The 24816-nt window shown below is 34.6% G+C and carries 18 protein-coding genes; 2 read left to right on the top strand and 16 right to left on the bottom strand.

What is annotated here, in order from left to right; all coding sequences use genetic code 11:
* Positions 1-371: 371 nt before the first annotated feature.
* The 7 genes from RC62_RS04200 to RC62_RS04170 all read right to left on the bottom strand — a co-directional run bounded on the left by RC62_RS04200 (position 372) and on the right by RC62_RS04170 (position 12481).
* Positions 372-1130, bottom strand: a complete 759-nt coding sequence (locus RC62_RS04200) for a LytR/AlgR family response regulator transcription factor (protein WP_055092882.1) — start codon at positions 1128-1130, stop codon at positions 372-374.
* Between the two features lie 59 nt (positions 1131-1189).
* Positions 1190-2509, bottom strand: a complete 1320-nt coding sequence (locus RC62_RS04195) for a RagB/SusD family nutrient uptake outer membrane protein (protein ID WP_055092880.1) — start codon at positions 2507-2509, stop codon at positions 1190-1192.
* Between the two features lie 11 nt (positions 2510-2520).
* A complete protein-coding gene (locus RC62_RS04190) occupies positions 2521-5856 on the bottom strand; it encodes a SusC/RagA family TonB-linked outer membrane protein (RefSeq protein WP_055092878.1) in 3336 nt (1111 codons plus the stop codon).
* Between the two features lie 25 nt (positions 5857-5881).
* Positions 5882-8482 carry a zinc-dependent metalloprotease gene (locus tag RC62_RS04185; protein WP_055092876.1) on the bottom strand — a complete coding sequence of 867 codons (2601 nt, stop codon included), beginning with the start codon at positions 8480-8482 and terminating at the stop codon, positions 5882-5884.
* 105 nt (positions 8483-8587) lie between these two features.
* Positions 8588-10150, bottom strand: a complete 1563-nt coding sequence (locus RC62_RS04180; RefSeq protein ID WP_055092874.1) for a sensor histidine kinase — start codon at positions 10148-10150, stop codon at positions 8588-8590.
* A 281-nt stretch (positions 10151-10431) separates the two neighbouring features.
* Positions 10432-11643: an NO-inducible flavohemoprotein gene (gene hmpA, locus RC62_RS04175; protein WP_055092872.1), complete on the bottom strand. Its 1212-nt coding sequence runs from the start codon at positions 11641-11643 to the stop codon at positions 10432-10434.
* A gap of 283 nt (positions 11644-11926) precedes the next feature.
* Positions 11927-12481, bottom strand: coding sequence for a GNAT family N-acetyltransferase (locus RC62_RS04170; protein ID WP_055092870.1), 555 nt, complete (start codon positions 12479-12481; stop codon positions 11927-11929).
* 601 nt (positions 12482-13082) lie between these two features.
* Here RC62_RS04170 and RC62_RS04165 point away from each other — a divergent pair.
* Positions 13083-14057, top strand: a complete 975-nt coding sequence (locus RC62_RS04165) for a ribonucleotide-diphosphate reductase subunit beta (protein WP_055092868.1) — start codon at positions 13083-13085, stop codon at positions 14055-14057.
* A gap of 16 nt (positions 14058-14073) precedes the next feature.
* Entirely contained in the window at positions 14074-15771 is a 1698-nt protein-coding gene (locus tag RC62_RS04160) for a ribonucleoside-diphosphate reductase subunit alpha (protein WP_055092866.1), read from the top strand.
* A gap of 315 nt (positions 15772-16086) precedes the next feature.
* On the opposite strand, the gene RC62_RS04150 is transcribed toward RC62_RS04160, so the two are convergent.
* The 9 genes from RC62_RS04150 to RC62_RS04110 form a co-directional block, all read right to left on the bottom strand.
* Positions 16087-17301 (bottom strand): hypothetical protein, encoded by a 1215-nt coding sequence (locus RC62_RS04150; protein WP_055092862.1) that lies wholly within the window; start codon positions 17299-17301, stop codon positions 16087-16089.
* A gap of 67 nt (positions 17302-17368) precedes the next feature.
* Positions 17369-18172: a 5'-nucleotidase, lipoprotein e(P4) family gene (locus tag RC62_RS04145; RefSeq protein WP_055092860.1), complete on the bottom strand. Its 804-nt coding sequence runs from the start codon at positions 18170-18172 to the stop codon at positions 17369-17371.
* Between the two features lie 53 nt (positions 18173-18225).
* The gene (locus RC62_RS04140) at positions 18226-19128 is read right to left on the bottom strand and encodes a DUF4625 domain-containing protein (protein WP_055092989.1); all 903 of its coding nucleotides are present in this window, start codon (positions 19126-19128) and stop codon (positions 18226-18228) included.
* Between the two features lie 31 nt (positions 19129-19159).
* Positions 19160-21355 carry a TonB-dependent receptor gene (locus RC62_RS04135; protein ID WP_055092857.1) on the bottom strand — a complete coding sequence of 732 codons (2196 nt, stop codon included), beginning with the start codon at positions 21353-21355 and terminating at the stop codon, positions 19160-19162.
* Positions 21356-21364: 9 nt separating this feature from the next.
* Positions 21365-21838 (bottom strand): DUF4625 domain-containing protein, encoded by a 474-nt coding sequence (locus tag RC62_RS04130; RefSeq protein ID WP_055092856.1) that lies wholly within the window; start codon positions 21836-21838, stop codon positions 21365-21367.
* A 475-nt stretch (positions 21839-22313) separates the two neighbouring features.
* The gene (locus tag RC62_RS04125) at positions 22314-22631 is read right to left on the bottom strand and encodes a hypothetical protein (RefSeq protein ID WP_245176779.1); all 318 of its coding nucleotides are present in this window, start codon (positions 22629-22631) and stop codon (positions 22314-22316) included.
* A gap of 201 nt (positions 22632-22832) precedes the next feature.
* Positions 22833-23405 carry a Crp/Fnr family transcriptional regulator gene (locus RC62_RS04120; RefSeq protein WP_209435088.1) on the bottom strand — a complete coding sequence of 191 codons (573 nt, stop codon included), beginning with the start codon at positions 23403-23405 and terminating at the stop codon, positions 22833-22835.
* Between the two features lie 3 nt (positions 23406-23408).
* Positions 23409-24071 (bottom strand): 3,4-dihydroxy-2-butanone-4-phosphate synthase, encoded by a 663-nt coding sequence (gene ribB / locus RC62_RS04115; RefSeq protein ID WP_055092852.1) that lies wholly within the window; start codon positions 24069-24071, stop codon positions 23409-23411.
* Between the two features lie 105 nt (positions 24072-24176).
* A complete protein-coding gene (locus tag RC62_RS04110; RefSeq protein WP_055092850.1) occupies positions 24177-24743 on the bottom strand; it encodes a cysteine hydrolase family protein in 567 nt (188 codons plus the stop codon).
* Positions 24744-24816: the final 73 nt, after the last annotated feature.

Here is a 24816-nt window from a genome sequence, read left to right as displayed (position 1 = left end):
GAGAAGTGCTTTTACAAATATCAACAATTTTTGATTAGAGTTGCAAAAAAATAATACCACCTCCGATAGCTATCGGGTAAAGGATTAGAAGGATTAAAAAAAATCTACTAAATCTGCGAGAGAAAAGAATAAAAAAAGAAGAATAGCTAATAAATATTTCACCCCGCTGGGGCTTATTGAAATATGGATATTAAATTATCTATAAATATTACATCCCGCTGGGACTTTTTTAGCATACCTAAAAAAAGAAAGCTCCAGAGAAGCATTATATTTATAGCAAATAAGAATCCAATTGTTGTTAAAGCTCCAGCGGAGCGACATATATTGCATAACGATATTTTTGTGTATTGAAATATATCAAACACAAAATCTTAAGAATCCAGCCAATTCTTGAAATTATTAATTTCCTTTTTGCTTAAAATAATGGGTTCCGAATCAGGAACGGCAACATTTAGAAGGATTTCGATTTTCTGGCTCGAATGCTTGATAATCTCCTGAATGTGATGACGGTTGATGATATATTTTCGGTTTATTTTAAAGAAAAGTGTTGGGCTCAGTTTATTAACTAAATCTTTTAGATTGCTGTTGTATAAATAATTACTTCCGGAATTGGTGTAAATGTACATATGCTTTCCTGTGGCAAAAAAATAAGTGATAGAAGTGTCATTTATAGAAATGAGTTTATCTCTGTGATTTACCAAAAAATGATGCTGAATAGTGCTTTGATTTTCGATTTCGACCAGAGATTCAACAATTAAATTTGTATTAAAAGTTTCTTTGATGTTTTTATATTTCTTTAAAGCTTCTAATAATTCTTCTTCTTCATAAGGTTTTAGAAGATAATCTATTGTAAAATGCCTGAAGACTTTTACGGCATATGAATCATAGGCTGTAATAAAAATAACGGGACATGAAATGGTTGCCTGCTCAAAAATATCCAGACTTTTACCGTCTCCTAAATGAATATCCATAAAGGCAAGATCAACACTGTTTTTCGTAAAAAAAGCAACGGAATCTTTTACGGATTTCAGTACTGTTATTTTACTTATGGAGATTATGTTTTGTTGTTCTAATATTGATTTGAGATAGCTTGAAGCCAGATGTTCGTCTTCAATAATAACTATTTTCATTATATTTAATTTTCAGTAAAGTTAAAAAAAAGCTCCGTTAAAAAACGGAGCTGATTCAATTACAATTCAGGGTTGTTTAAACGTGCCTCTTGGGGAAATGGCAGCGTATAACGCGGATCATTTTCTATCAGGGTGTAATCTTCACCTTTGAAGGTATGAATGATTTGTTTTTGATTGTTTCTTCTTAAATCAAACCAACGATGACCTTCGATAACAAACTCACGTTGTCTTTCCTGAGCTATAAAATCAAGAATTTGTGTTTGTGTCATAGCAGCAATCGATGTGCTTAATTGATTAAAAGCTACAGCTTTATATCTGTTCTTGATAAAAGCCAATACGGTTGTTCTTGCCGTTGCAAGATCACTTAACCGGGCTGATGCTTCTGCTTTTGTCAGGTATAATTCAGAGGTTCTAAACGTACATTTCTGATTGATATCGCCACCTTTTTTAAATCTGAACCTGCTTCCGCTTGCCTGAAAATACAATGCAAAACGTAAATCGTTTGTTTTATCGTAGGCACCAATTAATGCCGGTGATACATATGAAGTCCCTTTTAGAAGATTGATAAAGGTATCTTCAAGTGCTAATATTGATTCTGCGCCATTATATAAGTTTGGTAAAACCGCTGTTGTGTTCAGGTTGGTTAAAGTATTCTTGTAAGTCATTGCTTTCTCAGCTGCTTCAATTGCTTTAGCCCATTCTTTTTTGTACAGGAAAACACGAGATTCCATAGTATATAAGGCAACTTTCGAGAAACGGTAATTCATACCGGCTGCCTGAGTGTCTAAGTTTAGCAATTTTATAGCTTGCTCATTATCAGAAACAATCTGATCATAAATTACAGCGACACTTTCCGGAACATAAGCCTGTTCTAAATCAATTTTTAAAGCTAGAGGAACACCTTTGTCTGTTGCAGCTGTTGCAGCATTATAAGGTTTCCCGAACAAGTTAATCAAGTCAAAATAAGTTAAGGCCCTTAAGGCATAAGCTTCTCCAATTAATTGATCTTTCTCTGCAGAAGGAGCTAATTTTTGACTTGCTTCATTGATGATTACATTCGTATAAAAAATCCTGTTGTATAATCCCGCATACGGAAAAACGTTTGTAAGCTTATCAGGATTGGCATCTTTCCAGATAAAAATATCTTTATAGAAAACAGAATTATCATTGTCTTCATTCAAAAATAATTCATCGGCTCTTAAAGCAGATAATGATTTATGACTCTGATAAGCAGAATATCCTTTTGTTAATACTGCTCTGTAATCTGTTAAGGTTTCCGGAATTACTTTACCTACGGGCTGAACATCAAGATAATGATCACAGCTTACGGCAGTGATGGCTACACTGGCAAAGAATACGTATTTTAATATATTTTTCATTTTAAATCAGTTTAAAAAGTTAGGTTACATCCTAAAGAAATTGATCTCGGGATTGGTTGTGCATAGATATTTCCGTATGTTTCAGGATCAAAGTAACCCTTATAATCAGAGCTGATTACAAATAAATTTCTGCCTTCGATACTAAATCTTACGTTATCCATAAACAAGGTATTTGTTGCTTTTTTAGGTAACGAATATCCTAAACGAACACTGCTTAAACGCATAAAACTCATTTCGTGAACCCATGTATCCAGGTAGTTATACATTTGAATTTGGTTTCCGCCTGAATACCATTGGTAAGCCATCCATGAATCTCCTGTTCCTGAAGTCTCACTTGTGATTCCCGGAATGTTTGAACTTGTATTTGTTGGTGACCATGCATTAAGAGCATCTGTAGTGTAGTTTTGACCACGGTCTAAAATTGTACCATTAAAAGTTGGTTTTTCGACCACAGTTTGCTTGATGTTGAACGTAGTAGCAATTGTAAGATCAAAATTATGAACTTTGAATGTGTTGGTAAAACCTCCGGTAAATTTAGGATCTAAATCTCCTGCATATGTAAACAAATCTCTTGTGTCAGCATCTGTAAGTTTTGTTGTAGAAAGTACTCCCGGAAATAAATCTGCATATGGGTCGTAAAGGGCAAAAAAGGTTTGTGAGTTTACAGTTTCTCCTTTTTTATTTACAAATAAAGGATATCCATTTTCATCAATTCCTGCAGTTTTTAATGCAAATACCGCATTAACCGGGAGTCCTTGTCTTGAAGGCAAATAGCTGTTTGATCGTATCTCAATACGGTCTACAGTACTTTTATTGTGAGCGAAATTAATCGTTGTATTCCATTTAAAATTTGGATGATCAATGTTTCGTGTAGACAAAGCAATTTCATATCCTTTATTAGTTACCTGCGCCCAGTTAGCATTTGTAAATTCAAATCCGTTTTCAAGAGGAAGCGACTGTAAACCAATTAAGTCCGTGCTTTTTCTTCCATAAACATCTGTTACAACGTTTACACGATTGTTGAACAAACCAAGATCCATCCCAAAGTTGGTATTCGTTGTTTTCTCCCATCTTAATTTATCATTAGGAGGTGATGATACAGAAATAACAGGCTCTGTTTGTCCCGGTAAAATAACCGTTGTCTGATTTACCCCAACTACATACGGAGAAGTATTTTTATCAATATTTCCTTGTAAACCGTATGAAGCACGTAATCTTAAATTAGAGATAACCGAACTGTCTTTTAAGAAATTTTCTTCAGATACTAACCATGAACCTGAAACTGCCCATAATGGTAAGTATTTGTATTTAGGGTCTACACCAAATAAATCTGATCCGTCATAACGAACACTTCCAAAGAAAGTATATTTTCGGTCATAAGTATAAGATGCTGTTGCAAAAAAGGAAGCAAATGCATTTTCATTTTCACTTTTCATATACGTTCTCCAGTTTGCACTTGCTGCTGTATTTGCATTAGGAAAAATAATTTGGGTCGTAGTCAGTGTTTTTGGGTCGAAACCAAAACCTTTTGTTGCAATAGAGGTACTATTGTTTCTTCGTAATTCATTACCAGCCATAACTTCTATCTCATGTTTTCCTCCAAGAGTAGTGTTATAGTTTACCATAGTTTTCCAGTTGTATTGAAAAAAGTCTGTGTTTGAATTTTGAATAATTCCGCCTGCAGGAAGAAAATAAGTATCGACATCATCAATAAATACACGTGATTTTTCTCTTTCTTTTCTGGTAAAGTACGTTTCCTGACCAGCATATTTTTCAGATGAGTTATTATCAAACTGCAAACCAATTTGTGTACTCGCTTTTAAGCCTTTTGTAATATTGTAATCAATATCAAGCAACGCTTTTATAGATCTTGTTGTTAATTCGTAATTGGTATTTGCCCTTTCTTCCAGAATATTAAAAGGAACATAATTACCGGCATATCCACTAATATCTTTATCATAATTATAACTTCCGTCAGCATTTAGCGGCGTTAAATATGGGTTTACATTTCTGGAATAGTTAGAAGGATTTGTAAAAGCATCTGCATCTGTAATATAAGACTCTTTTTTGCTTTGCGTACCAAATATTCCAACACCTACACGTAATTTATTTGTTACATCATAATTGTTTTTCAAAGTCAGGTTATATCTTTTAAAACCAGTCCCAATAGTAGCACCTTCTTCATCATATGCACCTAAAGAGAAATAGTAATCAGATCTTTCTCCACCACCGGATAAGCTTAATGAATATTGTTTATTGATTGCACTTTGGTACAATAAATCACCCCAATTGGTATTGTTGTTTCTCAAAGTATTGATCGAATTTTGTGTTGCTGGACTTAGAGACGAAAAACCTCCCGTTCTATAGGCTCCTAATTCATTAGCCTGATTAAGAATACGGGAAATTTCTCCGTTTGTGTCTCTGTAAGTCAAATCTTCTCTTGAAGCCAGCGAAAGTTCAAAATCTACTTTTTGAGAAGAATTTAAAAGGTTTAATTTAGAAAAATCAGGTTTTTGGGTCACGAAAGTATTCACATTAAAATCTACTTTCATGCTTCCTTTTCTTCCTTTTTTAGTAGTTACCACAATAACTCCGTTTGCAGCTCTTGCTCCATAAATTGCAGTGGCAGCAGCATCTTTTAATATGGTAATATCTTTGATATCCTCAGGATTTAAGCCCGCGATAGAAAAATTACTTAATACATCAATATTGTCTTTGTCGTAGTTTTGAGGAACATCATTTCCTTCAAGAGGCAAACCATCAAGAACCCATAACGGATCCTGAGCACCATTAAGAGATGCAGTACCACGAATTCTGATTTTTGATATTGTTCCCGGAGCTCCTGTTTGCTGTGTTACGGCAACACCCGCAACCTGACCAATTAACATTTGATCTAAACTCGCAACACCTGCTTGTTTAATATCTGCCATTTCAACTTGTGCAACAGCTGATGTCAGTTTTCTTTTTTCGATCTTTTGGTAACCGGTTACTACAATTTCTTTTAATTCGCTTACGTCAGATTTTAAAGAAATAGTATAATTGTTTTGTGCCGTAATATCAATTGTATAAGGCAGGTAACCCATATAAGTTACACGTAGACTTTTGACATTACTGTTTATTTTAAATTCAAATGCGCCATCAAAATCGGTTACGGTTCCCAGGCTCGCACTTTGAATAACTCCTTTTTGTTGTGTGTTGTTTGATACAGAAGAGTTCTCAAGAAAAACGGTAACTCCCGGGATTGGCAGTCCGTCTTTGGCATCGAGTACTTTTCCTTTAATAGTCCTTTCCTGCGCATACCCGGACAGGGTAAGAAGGAAACTCAGCATGTAAAATAAATTCTTCATTGGGTTGTTTTTGGATTTGTGTTAATTATAATGTGTTGTTTAAGGCTTTTTCGATACGCTGGATCAAATCGAAATAATGATTTTTGGTTTCCTGATTTCCAATATTTCTTTTCGTCTTCAATAATTGTAAAATCTGATTCAATTCTCCTTTTTTATCAGAAGTAACTTCAGAAACTCTTTTTAGGGAAGACTGATTGATGTTGCGCGCCATTTTAGATTCTTCGAGATAATCACATAAATGAGGCATACTTAAAGTTTCTTCTAACTGAATACTTTTTTTAACATCTGTTTTTTCAAAAAGTTTATTGGTAGAAACAATCAATACATCGACATAGTTTTTCTGAGTCATACGTTCCATAATCGTAAGTGATTTGTTCTGGATTGTAGGAGCAAAAATGCTTTGGTGAATTGTTTTGAAAAGCTGTGTTACCGTATACACATTTTCCTTCGCTTCGTTGCGCTGAAACAATTCATTTTCAGTAATTCTCAGCAAGCGGTCATCACTCAATAAACTATATAAAACCCCGTATTGTAATTCTCTCGCAAGCGTATATGGTGTATATTCGTAAGGCCCAAGAGGAGAATCTTTTAACGGATTGGTCTTATCCAGAATTGGATTAAAAAACAGCCATTCCGGAAGTTTAATACTATTGCTTAATAAGTACGAAACCGCTCTTTTCTGGATTGCAGCCGGAACCGCAACATAACTTTGTTTGTTATCACCGTGAACAGTGTTGTTGAGGTAAATACCGCCTACATTGCTTAAAACATGGTAATTGTAAAGATTCCATTGCCCAATTGCACCAATATAAAGTTTACCGGTTTGGTAATAAGATTCGTCTTTATCATACGTCCATTCCAGGATTTTACCAACAACTCTTTTTAAATTTTTAAGTCCGTATTCGCTGGCTTTCATGGCATCATCACCCAAATCTTCAGATTGTGAGCGCGGATCTATCGTGCTGTCACCATCTTGTTGCTCTCCATAAAAATAAATGGGATCATTTTGGTGTTTTGCAATTAGTGCATTCAATGCATTATGCTCTTCGGTTTGATCTGCATACCATCTGTAACCCCATTCGATAGCATATTTATCATATTCGCCAATTTTTGGGGTAATTGCTTCTACATTGTCTTCAGGCTGTGCAATATAATTGTAACGCGCATAATCCATGATTGATGGAGCAGTTCCGCCCATTTTTGCTGTAAAAGCAGGTGATCTTAATGATTCTACCGGATAAGCAAACGAAGCGCCCATGTTGTGTTTCAGACCAAAAGTGTGTCCAACCTCATGCGACGAAACAAACCGAATTGCTTCTCCCATATGTTCATCACTAAATTTGTTTCCTCTCGCTTTTGGGTCAATTGCTCCGGTCTGAATACGCATCCAGCTTTGTAATGACGTCATTACATTATGCCACCAGATAATATCAGACTCAATAATTTCACCACTTCTTGGGTCTACAACCGCAGGTCCCATGGCATTCGATTTTTGTGAAGCCACATAGGTAATGACCGAGTAACGAACATCATCAATATCAAAATCTGTATCTTCTTCAGTAGGTTCTTTTGCAATAACTGCATTTTTAAATCCTGCTTTTTCAAAGGAAGCCTGCCAGTCGCGAACACCTTCAATAATATAAGAGCGCCATTGTTTGGGTGTCGATGGGTCGATATAATAAACAATAGGTTTTTTAGGCTCTACCAATTCGCCTCTTTTGTATTTTTCTATATCTTCTTTTTTCGGCTCTAATCTCCAGCGGGTGATAAGTTCTTTTTCTAACATTGCATGTTGGCTGTCGCTGAAATACCAATGTTTTTCTGAGAAATATCCAATTCGTTTGTCAGCAAAACGAGCCTGCATAGGAACTTTATCCAGTAAAATAATATTAGAAGTTACCCCAAGGGTAACCGATAAGGAAGGACCGCCCTCACTAACAGATGTGGTAAGCTGAGATTTAACAACAATATTTTTAGGAAAAGTTTTCACTCCTTCTATATACGATAGTTCCGATTTTACAGATCCTCCAAAACCAATATTGCTCAAAACATCATTGAAGCTTTTTTGTTTCCCGTCAAAAACTTTATTGGCTTTAATTACTACAGATGTCGAATCATTATTTTTGGTTTCGATATCAAAAACTTCAATAATAGATTCAGAGAAGTTATTGTTTACTGATGCAGTAATAGCATCGCCAATTGGCGATGAAACCTTTGGTACAGATGATTTTACCCACACTTTTTTAGCAACAAGATCTTTATGAAAGGTGATGATCTTATTCTCATAATTCATTCCTTTATTTAATCCCGCATCATTAACCGGCAACGGAACGTTTGAAATTTTATTGACAACCAGAAATTCTCTCTGAAAAAGCGAATCATTGATTTCCAGATACAGATCTGTTTTTACCTGAATGGTATTGAACAATCCTTTTTTGAATGTTCCTTTTTTTATAAGATCGTCGTATTTTTGTCCTTTCGAATTTTTTATTGAATCCTTAACTTGTTCTGTTTTGTCTTCTTTATTCTTTTTGTTCTTTTTTTGAGAAATCACAGTACTCGTATTCAGTACCAATATCAATAAAGCGATATTTTTCAGACTTCTCAACATTGCCTTTTCTCTCATAGAAAGTTAAGTTTAGGTTAATTTTTTGCTAAAAATATTGCAGGGATTACGTTAAAAAAAGCAAAATGGAGTGAGTGGCTTTTTTTCGGGAGTGAATGTTTTTTTTTATCCAATTAATGGTAAAATGCAAGTAAAATCACCGTCTTTTTTATAGGTTTTAAAATTGTTTTTAGAATAGTATTTATAGATACTTTCTAAGTATTTGTGACCAAACTTGGATTCTTTCTCGAAGTTTTGCTTTTCGTTTAAATTATTGGTAATAATTACAACGTTTTCTTTAATGTCAATTGTGATTTTTAAAGGACTTTCTTCAGAAGCAATATTGTGTTTAATGGCATTTTCTACCGCAATCTGAAAAGCCAGATAAGGTACCTTTTTCGCCAGTATACTTTCATCTTCGATAGTAATAGTAAAAACAAACTCTTCAGTAAATCGGGTTTGCTGGAGAAAAATATATTTCTCTATAAAAAGCAATTCTTCCTGAACCGTAACAATATTGTTCAACGGAGGATTGATAAGATATCTGTAAATTTTAGAAAGGTTCAATGTAAATTTTCTGGCTACTCCGGTATTATTATCAATAAGCATATAAAGCGAATTGAGGGAATTAAAAAGAAAATGAGGATTTATCTGTTCCTTTAATTGTTGCAGCTGAATTAATGCTTTCTCCTTATTGATCATTTCGTTTTCTAAGAGAAGCTTGTTTTTTTCCTGCGATAAGATTTCTTTTTCCTGAAAAGTTCTTCGGGTAAAAATGGTAAACAAATAAAAGAACACAATTAAAATGGCTGTTGTAATAAAGTAAATCAACGAAGCATACTTTTTTACGGCATCTACATCTTCCGTTGAAACCTTATTAGGGAAATTGACACACAAATACCAATCTGTACCTTTTATATTCAGCCGTTTCGTGTATCGCACAATGTCAAGACTTAAATATTCTGAAAGGGCTATTTTTCGGCTAAAGCTGTCGATGTCTGTAAAAGTGGTATCTCGGGCCGATAGATCCGTAAGTTTAAAAATATTCTTTTTCAATAATTTTATTTCAGGATGATAAATAATAGTTCCCTTTTTATTAAACACAAAAGCATAGTTGGGCGCTTTCTGGTCAATTGTAGAGAAATAAGATTGTAACGATTGCAGATCAATATCATATCCGTAGCGAATCACAGTACCATTTTGAGCAACATATTTATAGTAAATGCGCCAGAAAAAGTTCTGATGGTCTTCGACAATACTATTAGACTGATTTAGATTTCCGTTTTTCAGGATATATTCGTTTATCGAAGTTTCTAAATTTTTGCTTTTAGCCGAAGCTGTAAATTCTATTTTTTGATTATTAATCTGAAACCAATTATTTTTAACGAGGTTGTCATTGCCATGAATTGCACTTAAAACCTTCAAATTCTCAGACAAATTTTTAGTATTGCTCATTTCTACAACACTTTTTAGCTCGTTTTGAGTTTCAAGAAATCGCGACAATTCCTGCGCCATCACTTCCTGTTTTTTAAAAAAGCCACGCTGCTCAATAGCCGTATTTGATTTTTCAGTGATTTGAGTCATCAAACCGCTCAATATATAAATAGAAAGAAGGGTAAGAACAACGAAAATGATTCCTAAAATGAAGAAGTTTCTGCCGGAAAAGGTATTTTTAAAAGTAAATTTCAACGGTAATAATTAAAAAATAAGGAAGCATTTCAGCCCTTATTACAATGTGGTATTTATTTTTTTTCGAGTGCAAATATAAAACTTTTTGTCTGATACCCTTTTAGTTATGAAAAGTTAACACAAATTTCGAGGAAGCGTTTAGTAAAAATCTTGTTAAGTGGGAAAAGGGTTTAAATTTATTTCTGGTTTCATGTTTTTAAACCCGACAGGTTTTTAAAATCTGTCGGGTTTATTTTTTAGATTCCAATTTCTCATTTCAAACCTGAAACCTGAAACAAAAATCAGTTTAGATGAATAAGCTGTGGTCCAAATTCTTCATAAAATATATTTTTCTGATTCACTTTTAGATCAATAAGAGCTTGATATTGTGTTTTTATAAACACTTCCGGTCCACAGATATAAAATTTGGCATCTTCTAATAAAATTGAATCTTTGCATTTTGCAAGGTCAACGCGGCCTTCGATAATTTGGTTTGCAGGATTTCCCGGATTTTCTACTGTATCATAAAAAGTAAAAGTTTCAAGCCATTTTACTTCTTTTTTTAAGGCAGCAATCTGATCTTTAAAAGCATGAACCGATTCGTTTCTGCAACCATGCACCCAAATTGTTTTTTTGTTTCGAATCGTATTGAGATTCGTTTCCAGCATGCTCAGCATTGGCGTAAAACCCACACCGCCACTAATTAATACCAACGGATTTTCAGTATCTTTTTCTAAGTGAAATAATCCCGCCGGAGCAGAAATGGCAACAACATCGCCTTCGGATTTTGAATGAAGTGTATTCGAAACCAATCCCGATGGGTTTGAAGCGATTCCTGTTTCTTTTTTAACCGAGATTCTGTAATATTCAGGATTAAAAGCACTCGATAAACTATATTGTCTGGGTTGTAATAGCCCTAATTCTTCAACAAAAACCTGAAGACTTATAAATTGACCCGGATAAAAATTGGTGATTTCTTTTCCATCTTCCGGATACATGTAAAACGATTTGATCTCGCTTGATTCTGCTATTATTTTTTTGATTGTAAAATTTCTCCAGCCATTCCAGCTTCCGGATTTCGCAGCATTTTCCTGATACATTTCTTTTTCGATATCAATCATAATTTGCGCAAGTTGATAATAGGCAACAGTCCAGGCTTCGAGAATTTCTGGTGTTGCTGCTTTTCCAATGACTTCGGCAATAGATGCGAGCAATTGAGTACCTACAATTTTATATTGTTCCGGCTGGATATTAAGACTTCTGTGTTTGGTTCCTATTCCTTTTAAAACCGGAATCAAAACGCCTGGATTATCGATATTTTCGGCGTAAGCCAAAACAGCATTTGCCAAAGCCGATTTCTGTCTTCCGTTTGCCTGGTTTCCCATATTGAATATGTTTTTCAATTCAGGATGATTCTTAAACATGCGGGCATAGAAATAAGTGGTAAGATCCTCGCCATTGGATCTTAAAATAGGAATAGTGGCTTTAATGAGTTCTTTTTGATGTGGATTCATTTATTTGGATTTAAATTTTTAAGTGTGTATAAACTCTTTTAGAATTTATTTTTCACAAATTTAAACCTCGTATAAAGCTATGTTTTATGATTCAAATCATAAGAGATAAAATAAAAACATTGTCTGTTTGAGCGTCATTATTAAACATAAAAAATAGATTTAATAGTTTAATAAGTGTGTTTAATTTTTCGCTGCAATAAACCCGACAGGTTTTAAAAAACTGTCGGGTTTATTTCTAGGTTCCAATTTCTCATTTCAAACCTAAAACCTGAAACAAAATAAATCAGGAAATCTGAAGATGTTCAAGTTTTTTCCCAACCAGTGTTTTTACTCCAACAGGTTTAAAACCTAGTTTTTGATATAATTTTTTAGCATTTGGATTTTCTTCTTCGACCAATAAACCCAAAGTCAGATTATTTTGGGTTACAAATTCTTCAATCAAAAAGTGCAATATTTTAGATCCAATACCTTTTCCCTGATGATTTTGGCTTACGCCCAATGAATCGATGTAAAATTCACCACTTTGGGTTTCATCTTCAGGGTCGAAATCAGGATTAAAATTTAGACGTACATAGTGTACAATTGGTTCTCTTAATTCCTGTAATTTTCCTCCTTCATATATAGAAACTGCCCCTACAATTTCGTCACCATCTTCGGCCACAAAACAATTTTGATACGAGTATTGGTTTTTTTCGGTTTCAACAAAATGAAGCAGAAAATAATAGGCAGTTTTAGGGTCTCTTTCGCCAATGAATTTATAGATAATTTCTTCCATCGCTAACAATAAAAGTGCGGCTATCGATTCTGAATCTTCAATTGTTGCTTTTCTGATAATCATAATTTCTCTTTTTAAGTTGTGCAAAATTACGGTAACTTTTAATTATGAGCGATTTTCATTGAGATAATGCTTAAAATAGTGCTTTTTTTTAGATTTTAGTCAAAATGAGAGCAATTGAAAGAGATTAAATTACAAAGTTAAATGCCTTTAAATCAGTTTTTTATTTAATTTTAAAAGTAAAAAATAAATCGATTTTGCATTCTATGGCATCATTTAAAAAATGGATGATTAAGCGATAATTATTTTTTTAATCTGAATGATTTTGTAGTAAAAAGATTAATTTTTAGAACTTACCTGTTGATAACTGTTTTTTTGCAAAAGGATATTCGAGTACTTTTTTATGTTGATAACTCTATTTAGATTTAGTACAAATAGCTGATGCGTCGATGATTACGGAATAGTATAAAGGTGTTGATAAAAATGAATTTCAGATCGATTTTAACAGTCTGCAACCTGTTGATAATTGCATGGTTTTTTAACACCAAATCTTGGTCAAAAGAAGAACAGTGGGTTAATTTTGCAGTTATAGAAATGACGTTAAAATCCCCCAAATAAATGTCTCATTTTTATTCATAACACGTCACCATTTAATACTATACATATGTCTATTTTCGATAAAAGAATCAATTATAAACCTTTTGAATATCCGGAGGTATTACAATTTACAGAAGCTATAAATAAAGCGTATTGGGTTCATACTGAAGTTGATTTTACAGCTGATACTCAGGATTTTCATTCGCATTTGAATGCTGCTGAAAAAACGGCTATCAAAAATAGTTTATTGGCAATTGCACAGATAGAAGTAGCGGTAAAAAGTTTTTGGGGTAATATCTATGAGCATTTTCCAAAACCGGAGTTCAATGGTTTAGGGAGTACTTTTGCCGAATGTGAATTCAGGCATTCCGAGGCTTATTCACGCCTTTTGGAAGTATTAGGGTATAATGATGAATTCGAAAAATTAATGGACATTCCGGTGATCCGTAAACGTGTTGATTATTTATCTGATGTACTAAAGGATACAAAATCACAAGACAATAAAAAGTATGTGGTTTCCCTTATATTGTTTAGTATTCTAATCGAAAATGTATCGCTTTTTAGTCAGTTTGCGATTTTATTGTCTTTTACAAGATTTAAAGGATACATGAAAAATGTAAGCAATATTATTGCGTGGACTTCGATAGACGAACAAATTCATGCTAATGGAGGAATTTATATCATCAATAAAATACGAGAAGAATTTCCTGATTTTTTCGATGAAGAAACGTTGGCTCTTATCAGGGAAACCGTAAAGCATTCTATAGCTGTAGAAGCAGATATATTAGACTGGATATTTGAAGAAGGTGAAATCGAAAGTATCAAAAAAGCAGATTTGGTGAATTTTATGAAATTTAGATTAGACGAAAGTTTAACCCAAATAGGCATTGAAACCGTATTTAATGTTCCTGCTGATGATTATAAGGCAATGGCATGGTTTGAAGAAGAGGTTTTTGCCAATAGTCTGGATGATTTCTTTGCGAAAAGACCGGTAGAATATACCAAACACGATAAAAGTATTACGGCAAACGACCTTTTCTAAACAGCAAATTACAAGTATGAATACAATAGATACAATTTCAGGAAATAGCGCTCCTTTGAGCGAAGCAGATAATAAAATGTGGTGGAAAAACTCTGAAAGTGAGCAAATTTTAAATCGTGGATATCTTTTAAAAGGTGAAACTGTAGAAGGTGCAATTGACAGAATTTGTACTGCTGCAGCAAAAAGATTATATAAACCTGAATTAAAAGATTCTTTTGTAGAAATGATCGAACGTGGCTGGATGAGTATCAGTTCACCGGTTTGGGCAAATATGGGAACAGAACGCGGATTGCCAATTTCGTGTTTTAATGTTCACGTTCCGGATGAAATTGAAGGAATCACACATAAATTGGGTGAGGTAATCATGCAAACCAAAATTGGTGGCGGAACCTCAGGATATTTTGGTGAATTGAGAGAAAGAGGAAGCGCCGTAACCGATAACGGAAAGAGTAGTGGAGCGGTAAGTTTTATGAAACTTTTTGATACCACTATGGACACTATTTCGCAAGGTGGCGTTCGCCGAGGAGCTTTTGCTGCATATTTAGACGTGGACCATCCGGATATCGAAGAATTTTTGAAGATAAAAAGCATTGGAAATCCAATCCAAAACCTGTTTACCGGAATTTGTGTACCGGATTACTGGATGCAGGAAATGATTGACGGAGATAGTGATAAAAGACAAATTTGGGCAAAAGTTCTAGAAAGCCGTCAGCAAAAAGGATTGCCTTATATCTTTTTTAGTGACAACGTAAACAAGAACAAACCACAAGTTTATAAAGATAAAAACCTGCGCATTAATGCCAGTAATCTTTGCAGTGAGATTATGTTGCCATCCAGTATTGATGAATCATTTATTTGCTGTTTATCATCAATGAACCTGGAACTATATGAAGAATGGAAAGATACTGAAGCCGTAAAACTCGCAATCTTTTTTCTTGACGCTGTATTACAGGAATTCATAGAAAAAACAGAAGGTAATTATTACCTGTCTGCTGCCAATCGTTTTGCAAAAAGACACCGTGCACTTGGACTTGGAGTTTTAGGATGGCATTCGTATCTGCAAAAAAATATGATTCCGTTTGAAGGCCTTGAAGCCAAAATGAAAACAACAGAAATTTTCAAACACATCAGTGACAAAGCCGATAAAGCAACGCAGGATTTAGCCCGAATTTATGGTGAACCAGAATTGCTAAAAGGATACGGAAGACGTAATACCACCACAATGGCAATTGCTCCTACAACATCATCATCGGCTATTTTAGGACAAACTTCGCCTGGAATTGAGCCTTTTAGCAGTAATTACTACAAAGCAGGATTGAGCAAAGGTAATTTTATGCGTAAAAACAAATACCTAAAAACATTGTTAGAAGAAAAAGGTCTTGATAATGAAGAGGTTTGGAGAGAAATTATGCTTAATGGAGGAAGTGTGCAACACATGAGCCAATTGAGTCAAAATGAGAAAGATGTTTTTAAAACCTTTAAAGAAATCAGTCAGTTAGAGATTGTGCAGCAAGCATCGATCCGTCAGAAATATGTCGATCAGGGACAAAGTATCAACCTGAATATTCCTTCGGACTTACCTATCAAAGAAGTAAATCGTTTGCTTATCGAAGCATGGCAATTAGGAATCAAGAGTTTGTATTACCAACGCAGTCAAAGTGTCTCTAAAGAACTTGTTACAAGTTTAGTAACTTGCAGTAGTTGCGAATCATAAAAAATAGTAAAGCCGGATAATATCCGGCTTTTTTTATGCAGTAATTTTTGCCCACTGATTATACGGATTATACGGGTTTTCACTAGTTTTTTTTAATGCATTGTTATCTTTGTTAAAGTTGTTATCCGCAATCTTGTCATGTCGACCAAAGGGAGATATCACACTCGAAACTCGACAAAGATTGGCGATTTTCTTTAAGGAATTGCTAATGCGATCTCTCCCTTTGGTCGAGATGACAAACATTATGCTACAAATACGACGAAAAAAAGACTGCCTTTTTACGGACAGCCTCTTAATAAACAACCTCCCAAAATCTTAATGACCTTTACTATTCTCAAAACCCAGAATAGTAATCATATAAGGTGTAGCTGAAACTTTTATTTTCTTTGTAATTGTCATAGTCGATAAATTAAGCTGTAATAATTCTCCTGTGGCTGGTGAAGTGATGTAGGCAAAATTCTCTGTTAACTGAATTTGAGGTTTCAAAGTAGCATCGCTTGCAGTTTCCGGAATTACTTTTCCTTCTTTTTCTAGCTGTAAACTGGTTAGGTTAAAAACTTTAAAATCACCTGAAAGCAATAAAATTCCTAATTTACTGGCATTGTAGCTTACTTTACATTGTGTAATGGTAGTGCTTTGCAAAATTGGTTTTATGGTTGCATTTAGAACATCAATTAAATAAGCTCCTTTTGCGGCAGTGAATCCTATAAATTTTCCTTTGGCCTTAGTTTCTAAAATGCTGCCAAACCATGCCGTTCCAAAATCTTCAGGAAGTGCGATCAGTTTTTGTTTTCCGGAGCTTTCTACCACAAGAACACCACTTGCAGAGCCAAAAACGGCATACGTTCCGTCAGAAGCATTTCCGTGGATTCCTTTTGTGGCTACAGTAGATTCAAAAAGTGTTTTACCCGTGTTATCAATTATTTTCACTTTCTCCGGCAACGTTCCCGCAACCGAATTGTCTTTTTGGGTAATGGCATAAGTTCCGTTCGAGAAAGTTGCCATAGCACCGTGATGCGCTAATAAACCGGCATTTATCGTTTTAAATTTAGCTCCGGCGGTATTGATTTCAGATTCTTTGGCTACGGATAAAGTACCATCTCCGTCATTAAAAGTCATCAATTCTCCTATTTTACTTTTAAAATGGGTAGGTAAAAGTGACTGACCAGTTAAGGCACCAAATTTCGGAATTCCGTCTACGTCAACATGATCGCCGTGACTTTCGAATCCGCTGTCAAAAGTTTCAACCGTATTATCTGCCCGGTGTATAATCCCTGCATATCGACCTGATTCTGTTGTATAAAGAGCTGACTTGGCAAATTTTGCATTAAAAGATGCTGTTGTTGCATCAACAGGATTTACAAGCGTAAGTTCGTTTGTTTTTTCATCAGAAAGCAATACTCTCAAATATTTGTATTCGGTAAGTGTTTCTTCAGGTGTTTCAGTAGTATTATCGTCGTCATTACTGCACGAAACTGCAAAAGTTGCTAAAGCAAATAGGAAAATCAGTTTGAAATAATTGTTTTTCATTGTAAATTGAAATTAATGGTTAAAAAAATATGGATATTGTTTTGAAAACAATAGTTTAAATGCCGAATTATTCTACAAGAAGATTCAGACGATTTTGTTCTCTTTCGGGTTCTATTTTATTTTGGACATAATTATAAAGTGCATTTTCCCATTCACCATAAACAGGATTTGGAAGCACAATAAATTTTTTGCCCCATTGATTTTGTTCCTTATCCGTTTCCGTGAGGCGTTGCGGAATATTCTTTTTTTCAAAAGCAGCTGTAAAATCATTTAAATTATCACCAAGAAGCATGATAAGATTATAGTTTTTTTCAACTGCCAATCGCCGTTCTTCTTTAGAAGATGATTCTTTTTTAAAGAGGCAATGTTGGGCATCTGCATTTGGTAATTTGAGTTTTTGTAAATTAAGTATAGTACTCTTTACTGCACTTGTATCCCTATTTGAAACATAGAAAATAGTAATCCCCATTTTGCTGGCTTCCTGCAAAAAAGATACAGCTCCGGGTACTGCTAATGCTCTTGATTGATCTGTCCAGAGATTCCATTCACGATCGCTGATTTGTATTTTTTCTTTAATCAAATGCGCTTCAAAACCACTGTTATCCAGTATCGTTTCATCCAGATCAGTGATAATGGCTAAGTTTCGCTTTTTAATTTGTTGGTTGGGAATTTCTTTAAGACGAAGCGAAGCTAAATTAAAAGCCTGATAACATAATGCCCGATATTCTGCTGAGGTTTGTTGCCATAAAACAGGCAATATTTTTATATTCGTTTCTTGTATTTGCTGCTGTCCAAAGCTTTGTTTTGAACTTAGCAACAACAAAAGAATTATCGCTTTAAAATAAAACGGAATCATTTTTTTTGTTTTCATAATCAAACTTTTTTATCAGATTTTTGAATTCCCGGCAGGAAAAAGTGTACTGATTAATAATTAATAGTAATAGGCATTGATTTGTAAACACTCATATTATACGTCGTGTTTTTATAGAGAATTACCCAATTGTATTGTCCGGATTGCCAAGATTTATCTGCTGTTGTTGGGTTTCCGTCTGCATCTTTTTCAGCGCCAACAACAATACTTTCGCCTCCCCAAACATCATTGATCTTTTGTAACGTAGCAATTTTTGAAGCTGGAGAAAGTCCTTTGTGTTCTACTTTTGTAATCACGATAACTTTTTTAAGGTCAAGATTATCAATGCTTTCCGGATGATAATTGAGGCTTTTTTTAATTAACACAGAAAAAAGAATTCCGTCGCCCATAATCTGGCTTACTTGAGCGTGAGCCGTTATTTTATCACCCTTTTTGAATATTAATTCCGGTTCTGTCCAGGTTTCCATATAGTAAATCAAGTCATCATTTCGCGAAAGCATATCACGACCAATTAACGGATCAACAGGCATATTTGCGGGATCTGTAATGGTAATTTCTTCTTTGATTTCGAGCTGGGATCCGTTTTCATCCAAAACAATAAAAGAGAAATCATATTTACCTTCCGGAGCATCGGCAGGAATATTAAAATGCTTGTGTACGTTTGTGTTTTTTACTCCTTTGTATTCTGCAAAAGAGAATTCGAACTTCCAGTCTTTGGTATAAGTATCTCCTTTTTTAGGAAGTATTTTAATTTGTACATCGGTAATTTTATCACCGGCAATAACATCAGCATTAAAATGAAAATCACGGCCAATTAAAGCCCGTTTATTATTGGCCGTTCCAATTTCGACATTTGTGGCAGTTGGTTTTAAAACTTCGTTGTTGTCATCGTTGTCACAAGCCGTAAATAGAGCGGTGACAGCAAAAAACAGAAAAAATAATTTTGCTTTTTTCATAAGGAATTTGGGTTTGGTAATTGAATTCATATTAATTTGATTTATGTATTAAAAAGGGAATTTTAACGGATAGAATAATGTTTCTGCTGGCTTCAGGTAAGTCAATCAGTCTATAGAAACTGGTATGATTGAGGTATTTTGTGTTAAACAAATTCTGAACCTGCAGGCTTATGATAAAATCCTGTTGTCCGGCTTTTGCTTTGGTTCCTATTGCGAGATTGAAGACATTACTGCTGGCGGTTTTCTTTTCTGGCGGAACGATTTGATTTTGCTCAGCCGTATAGCGATAATCCAGTGAGAAATAAGTGTCTTTTAAGTGCTTTATTTCGGGATTATAGGTTAAACCAAATAAAACCGAAGCAGGCGGAGAAAAGGGGAGTGTGTATCCTTTTTTGCTTCCGGATAATTGTTCTGAGTATAGATATTCTGCCAGAATCTCTCCGCTTAAATTTTTCAGGAAATTGTAGCGGGCTTGCAATTCACCGCCATAACGCATGACTTTACTTTGCTCATATTCAAATACCTGATTACCTGCGCCGTAATAAATATCATGTTGCGAAGTAGGATTGAGGTAAATGTAATTAGGGAAATAATTAAAAAACGGACTCACTTGTACAAACCATTTATTCTCCTGCCATTCCATGCCCAGATCTAATTGATACGAACGTTCTGCTGCTAAATTGGGATTTCCTTTTTCGAATCTGAAATAATGATAATTAACACCGTTTGAAGCCAGTTCTTTGGCAATTGGCATTCTAAAACTCGTTCCCAGATTGGCTTTAAGCGACCATTGTCCCGGCGTATAATTGACGCCAGCTGACCAGTTGAAACTGTCGAATGTTCTGGTAAGTTCTTCAGATCGTTTTAAGAATTGCTGGGTAGTCTGACCGTTTTCTGTGATTTCGCTTTGAAACCAATCTGTATATTGTTTCATTTCGATTCTGGCATAATCCAGACGAATTGCGCCATGAACCAGCCACAAATCATTTACCCGAAATTTATCATAAACAAACAATCCGGCATTCGATTGCTTAAAAGCAGGAATCAGAAAACTCCAGCCATTAATGGCATTTTCTTGTTGCTCGCCATTTAAACCTGCTGTAAATTGATGCTGACCTAACGAAAACACATCTTTTATTGCAATCGAAAAAACCTCTTTATCATATTGTCTTTCTAAATCTTCTGGCGCATACATATCGTCCGGATAAATAGGCGGCATATAGCCATGATTGACATAATGGCTCCATTCACGACGAAAATTTTTCTGAAAACCCAATTGTGATTCCAGTTGGTGTATACCTAAAGAAAACGAAGTTGTATTGCTTATTTTAGTATGCGTAACTTCCTGAAAAGGCATGAGAATATCACGACTCGATTTATCATGAAGTTCCATATCAACGTTTCGGGGTTCGAGCCCGTGGGCGTTGGCAAAAAAGCCGCTTTTGGTATAAACAGAACTTGCATAAAAAACCGATTTAAAGCGATCTGTAACATAACCCAAACTTCCGTGCAAATCCAGTTCTTTTCCTGCAGTATTGCGCAAATGATTTTTGTATAAAGGAACGGCGTAGTTGTAAACATGGACCATATTTGTGGGAACACGATAATCGCCGTATTCCATAGCGGTTATTCTGGAATCGAAAAACCATTTTTTACTTCGGCCAAATAAATTAAACGATCCTCCATATTGTTCGTTATTACTTTTGCCTGTAAAATCAACACTTCCGCCTAAGATATTCTGAGCAGGAAAAGGTACGGGCTTAATATTAATGGCACCGCCAATGGCATCAGATCCGTAAACAAACGAAGCCGGACCTTTGATAATTTCAACCCTGTTTACGGCATATTGATCGATTTCAAGACCATGATCTGCGCCCCATTGCTGGCCTTCGTGTTTAATGCCGTTTTCTACAACAATAACCTGATTAAAACTCAATCCTCTAATTAAAGGTTTCGAACCTCCGGAACCTATCGAAATAGTTTTAACTCCAGGAAGCCTTTGCAACGATTGCATCAGGCTTCCGCCAAGATTTCGCTGGATAAAACCACTGTTGACGGTTTCGATATTGAGGGATTCTTCTTTTTTACGACGGTTTTCATAATCATCTTTAATCACAACTTCCTGCAATTCTTTTGCATCAGATTGCGCCGAAACACTTGTGATTACAGCAAAACATGAAAGCAGTAGGAAAAAAATCCGTAATCGATTCGGTTTGTTTTTGTTCATCAAAACCAACTATAAAATTTTAATACTTAAACCTTTAATCGTTTGCCAGCCTTCTTTGTCGGTTAAACGAATCATGAAATGATAATCGCCCGGATCAATATCTGCAGGGATATTAATTTCCTGAACTGCTTCGTAATTTTTTTCTCCATTTACAATCGTAACCGAATTAATATACAACAGCGGATTCACCGGTTTTTTTACAGGATCGGCTGTACAATTATTGACTTCGGTGCTGTGTGTATGGTGATCAAAATTGTGGTGAATGTCCAGACTGTAGGAGCCTAAAGCAACATTATCTGTAAATTTTGCCCGAAACGTGATTTTTTGTCCACGGATAATTTCACTGCATTGTATGGGAAATGCATTTGTTGCCGAAATATCGATAACAGGATATTCTGTGTCAATTTCGTTATGGTCGCTGCTGCAGGATGCCAGAATATAAACGTGGATTAGAACGGTAAAGAGAATTTTAGTTTTCTTCATTTTGTTTGATTTTGATGTGATTCATATGTAAAAATTGGGTTATTAAACAAGGGATTTTATATCGAAAATGACATAGGAATATTGACTTTAATGCACAGAAAATGGTCAGAAAAGGAATTTTCTTTTATCGATTTGAGATAGTAAATAAGAAAGAGGTAAAAATGTAAAAAGTAAAATGCAAGACGATTAGAACTGTCGTTTGGAAAGGTTCAAGTTGTTGATATTGAATTTAATAACGATAGAAAGTAATGTGTAATACTAAAGTTTTTGATCTGATTTTGAGCACAATAGTTTTATTCCGAAAAGGGAAAAACTTTCAGTATCAGAAAAAGAAAAAGCTGTTTTTCAGGCTATAATTGCGAGAAAACTAAATAGTATGGATTTGGAAAAAGCGAATTGCTTTTTCTACATTATTAAATCTAAAATATATAAATGCACATCAAGTCAAAATTGAATTGATTTACTTTTTATGGTTTTAGAAAATAGGAGGTGCTCGAAGGGAAAATAAAGAACCTTTAAAAAACTCAGAAAGTGATTTTGAGTAAAAATGTACAGAACATATTAAAGAACTGCTTTTGTAGAACTGAAAAGTTTCAAAAGAAAAAGTTCCAACAGGACTAAATTTAAAATGACAAATGGCACATTCTTCATTTGAATGATCCAGTATTTTAAATTCGCTTTTATCAGAATGATAAACCTGCTTTATACTTTTGTGCGAAGCATTATGGCCTTGTATGTGTTCATACGAATGTAATACCGGAAATAGTATAGCAAATACTACTATTAGCGGCATAAAAAGATTAAGGAATTTAAACTTCTTTTTCATTCTGATGAATTGACATTGATAATGCAATGTTGTTGCAAATATAAAATTCTTATTTGTAAATGCAACATTGTTTCATTAAAAATAATTCTGAATCTAATAATTAATAGTTGAAAAATTAATTTAGGTAAATCAAAAGCTGAGATGTGCCTAACGGCACGAATTATAAACTCAAACTTTTGATTTTAATCTGCTCAACGTTTCTTGTGAGACATTAATATACGAAGCCACAATTTTATTAGGCAAACGCTTTACAATTGTTGGATTTATTTTAAGTAATAACTGATACCGTTCTAAAGCATCCATTGTGGTAAATGACATAAGCCTGTTGGTATTATTGACATAAGCCCTTTCTAAATAGCGACAATAAAAGGGCATCCATTCCGGAATGGTTTGAAGCAGGTGATTAAAATCTTCGTGACTAATATACAAGAGTTCAGATTTTTCGATCACCTGAATATATTCTGCCGAAGGCGCTTTAGTAATAAAACTCACCAATGCTGTTGCAATCTGGTTTTCGAAAGCAATATATCGGGTTACATCTTTTCCTTCTTCGTTGATATAATAGATCCTTAAACAGCCTTTACCCACAAAATAAGTATTCTGACTGGTTTGTCCGGCTGAAACCAGTAGTTCGTTTTTATCGTGTTTTAAAGGTTTAAAATAAGATAAAATCGTATTGAGGTTTTCATCAGAAACCTCAATACGATTTTTTATATAATCACCAAGTTGTTCGTATATCATTTGTTATTTATAATCTCTCACAAATTTGCGGTAGTAAATAATATCTTCTATAGACAATACTACCAAATCCTGTTCTTGTGCAAAGCTAATGATTTTGTCCAGTTTTGCCATGCTGCCGTCTTCATTCATTAACTCACATAAAACAGCTTCAGGCTGTAAACCGGCTAATTTCATTAAATCTACACTGCCTTCAGTATGTCCGTTACGTTCCAGAACACCATTATTTTTAGCCCGTAACGGAAAAATATGTCCCGGTCTTGCCAAATCTGATGCTTTTGCATTCACAGCAGAAGCCGTCTTGATAGTCGTAATTCGATCTGCTGCAGAAACTCCGGTTGTAACGCCATTTTTTGCTTCGATTGTAATAGTAAACGGAGTCTGGAAACTGCTGGTGTTTTCTTTGACCATATAAGGCAATTCCAGTTGATCTGCTTTTTCGTTTGTGAGGCAAAGACATACAATTCCACTGCATTCGCGTATCATCATCGCCATATTGGGAACAGTTATATGCTGCGCAGAAAAAATCAAATCGCCTTCGTTTTCGCGGTTTTCATCATCGGTCAATAAAATTCCTTTTCCGTTTTGTAAATGTTTTAATGCATTTTCTACACGTTCTATGCTGGTTAAACCAAATTTTTCAAGTGGATATGTTAGTGTGCTTATCATTTTATTTTGAATACTTTTTTGAAATTAATAAGCGGCAAATCTAAAGTTGTTTCACACACAAAAGTTTGATATAGGTCAATAAATGAGCTTTTGATTTTTTTGTCTTTATACTAATTCCAGCAGTGTTTGGGTAGCTATAACTTCTGCAAATTCTTTGTGCAAACTTGCCAGAGATATTTGATGCACTAACTCTGAATCATATTTTTCGCCGTTAATTCCAATTCGGTCAAAAGTTGCCGTTGCATCAGCAATTAAATAGACATCAAACCCTAAATTTCCTGCCATTCTGGTCGTTGTCGAAACGCAATGATTCGTGGTAAGACCCGCAATAACCAGTTTGCGAATCCCTAATATGTCTAATCTTTCTTTTAAGTCAGTTCCTATAAAAGCACTGTTGACATTTTTTGTAATCACAGGTTCGCCGGTAACAGGTTTTACTTCGTCTTTTATTTCAAATCCCGGATGCGAAGGATGTAGTTTTGAGTCTGGATGTATGGAACTGTGAACGATATGAAAAACAGGTAATTTCAGTTTTCTCCATTGCTCCAGAATTTGGGACATTTTGGTTTCGGCATCTTTATTATTTCGGTTTCCGCCCCAAAAATCTTCTTCATTAAAACCTTTCTGGACATCAATTAAAATCAAGGCTGTATTTTGGTCTCTAAGTTTCATCTTTTTATAAATTAGATTGTTAGATACAAAATTACCGTTGTATACCCAATCAAAAAAGGACAAACAATAGTCG

The organism is Flavobacterium aquidurense, assembly GCF_001404985.1.
In the GTDB taxonomy this organism is placed as follows: Bacteria; Bacteroidota; Bacteroidia; order Flavobacteriales; family Flavobacteriaceae; genus Flavobacterium; species Flavobacterium aquidurense_B.
The sequence above is the reverse complement of the archived record's forward strand: the minus strand, read 5'-3'. Positions and strand labels throughout refer to the sequence as shown.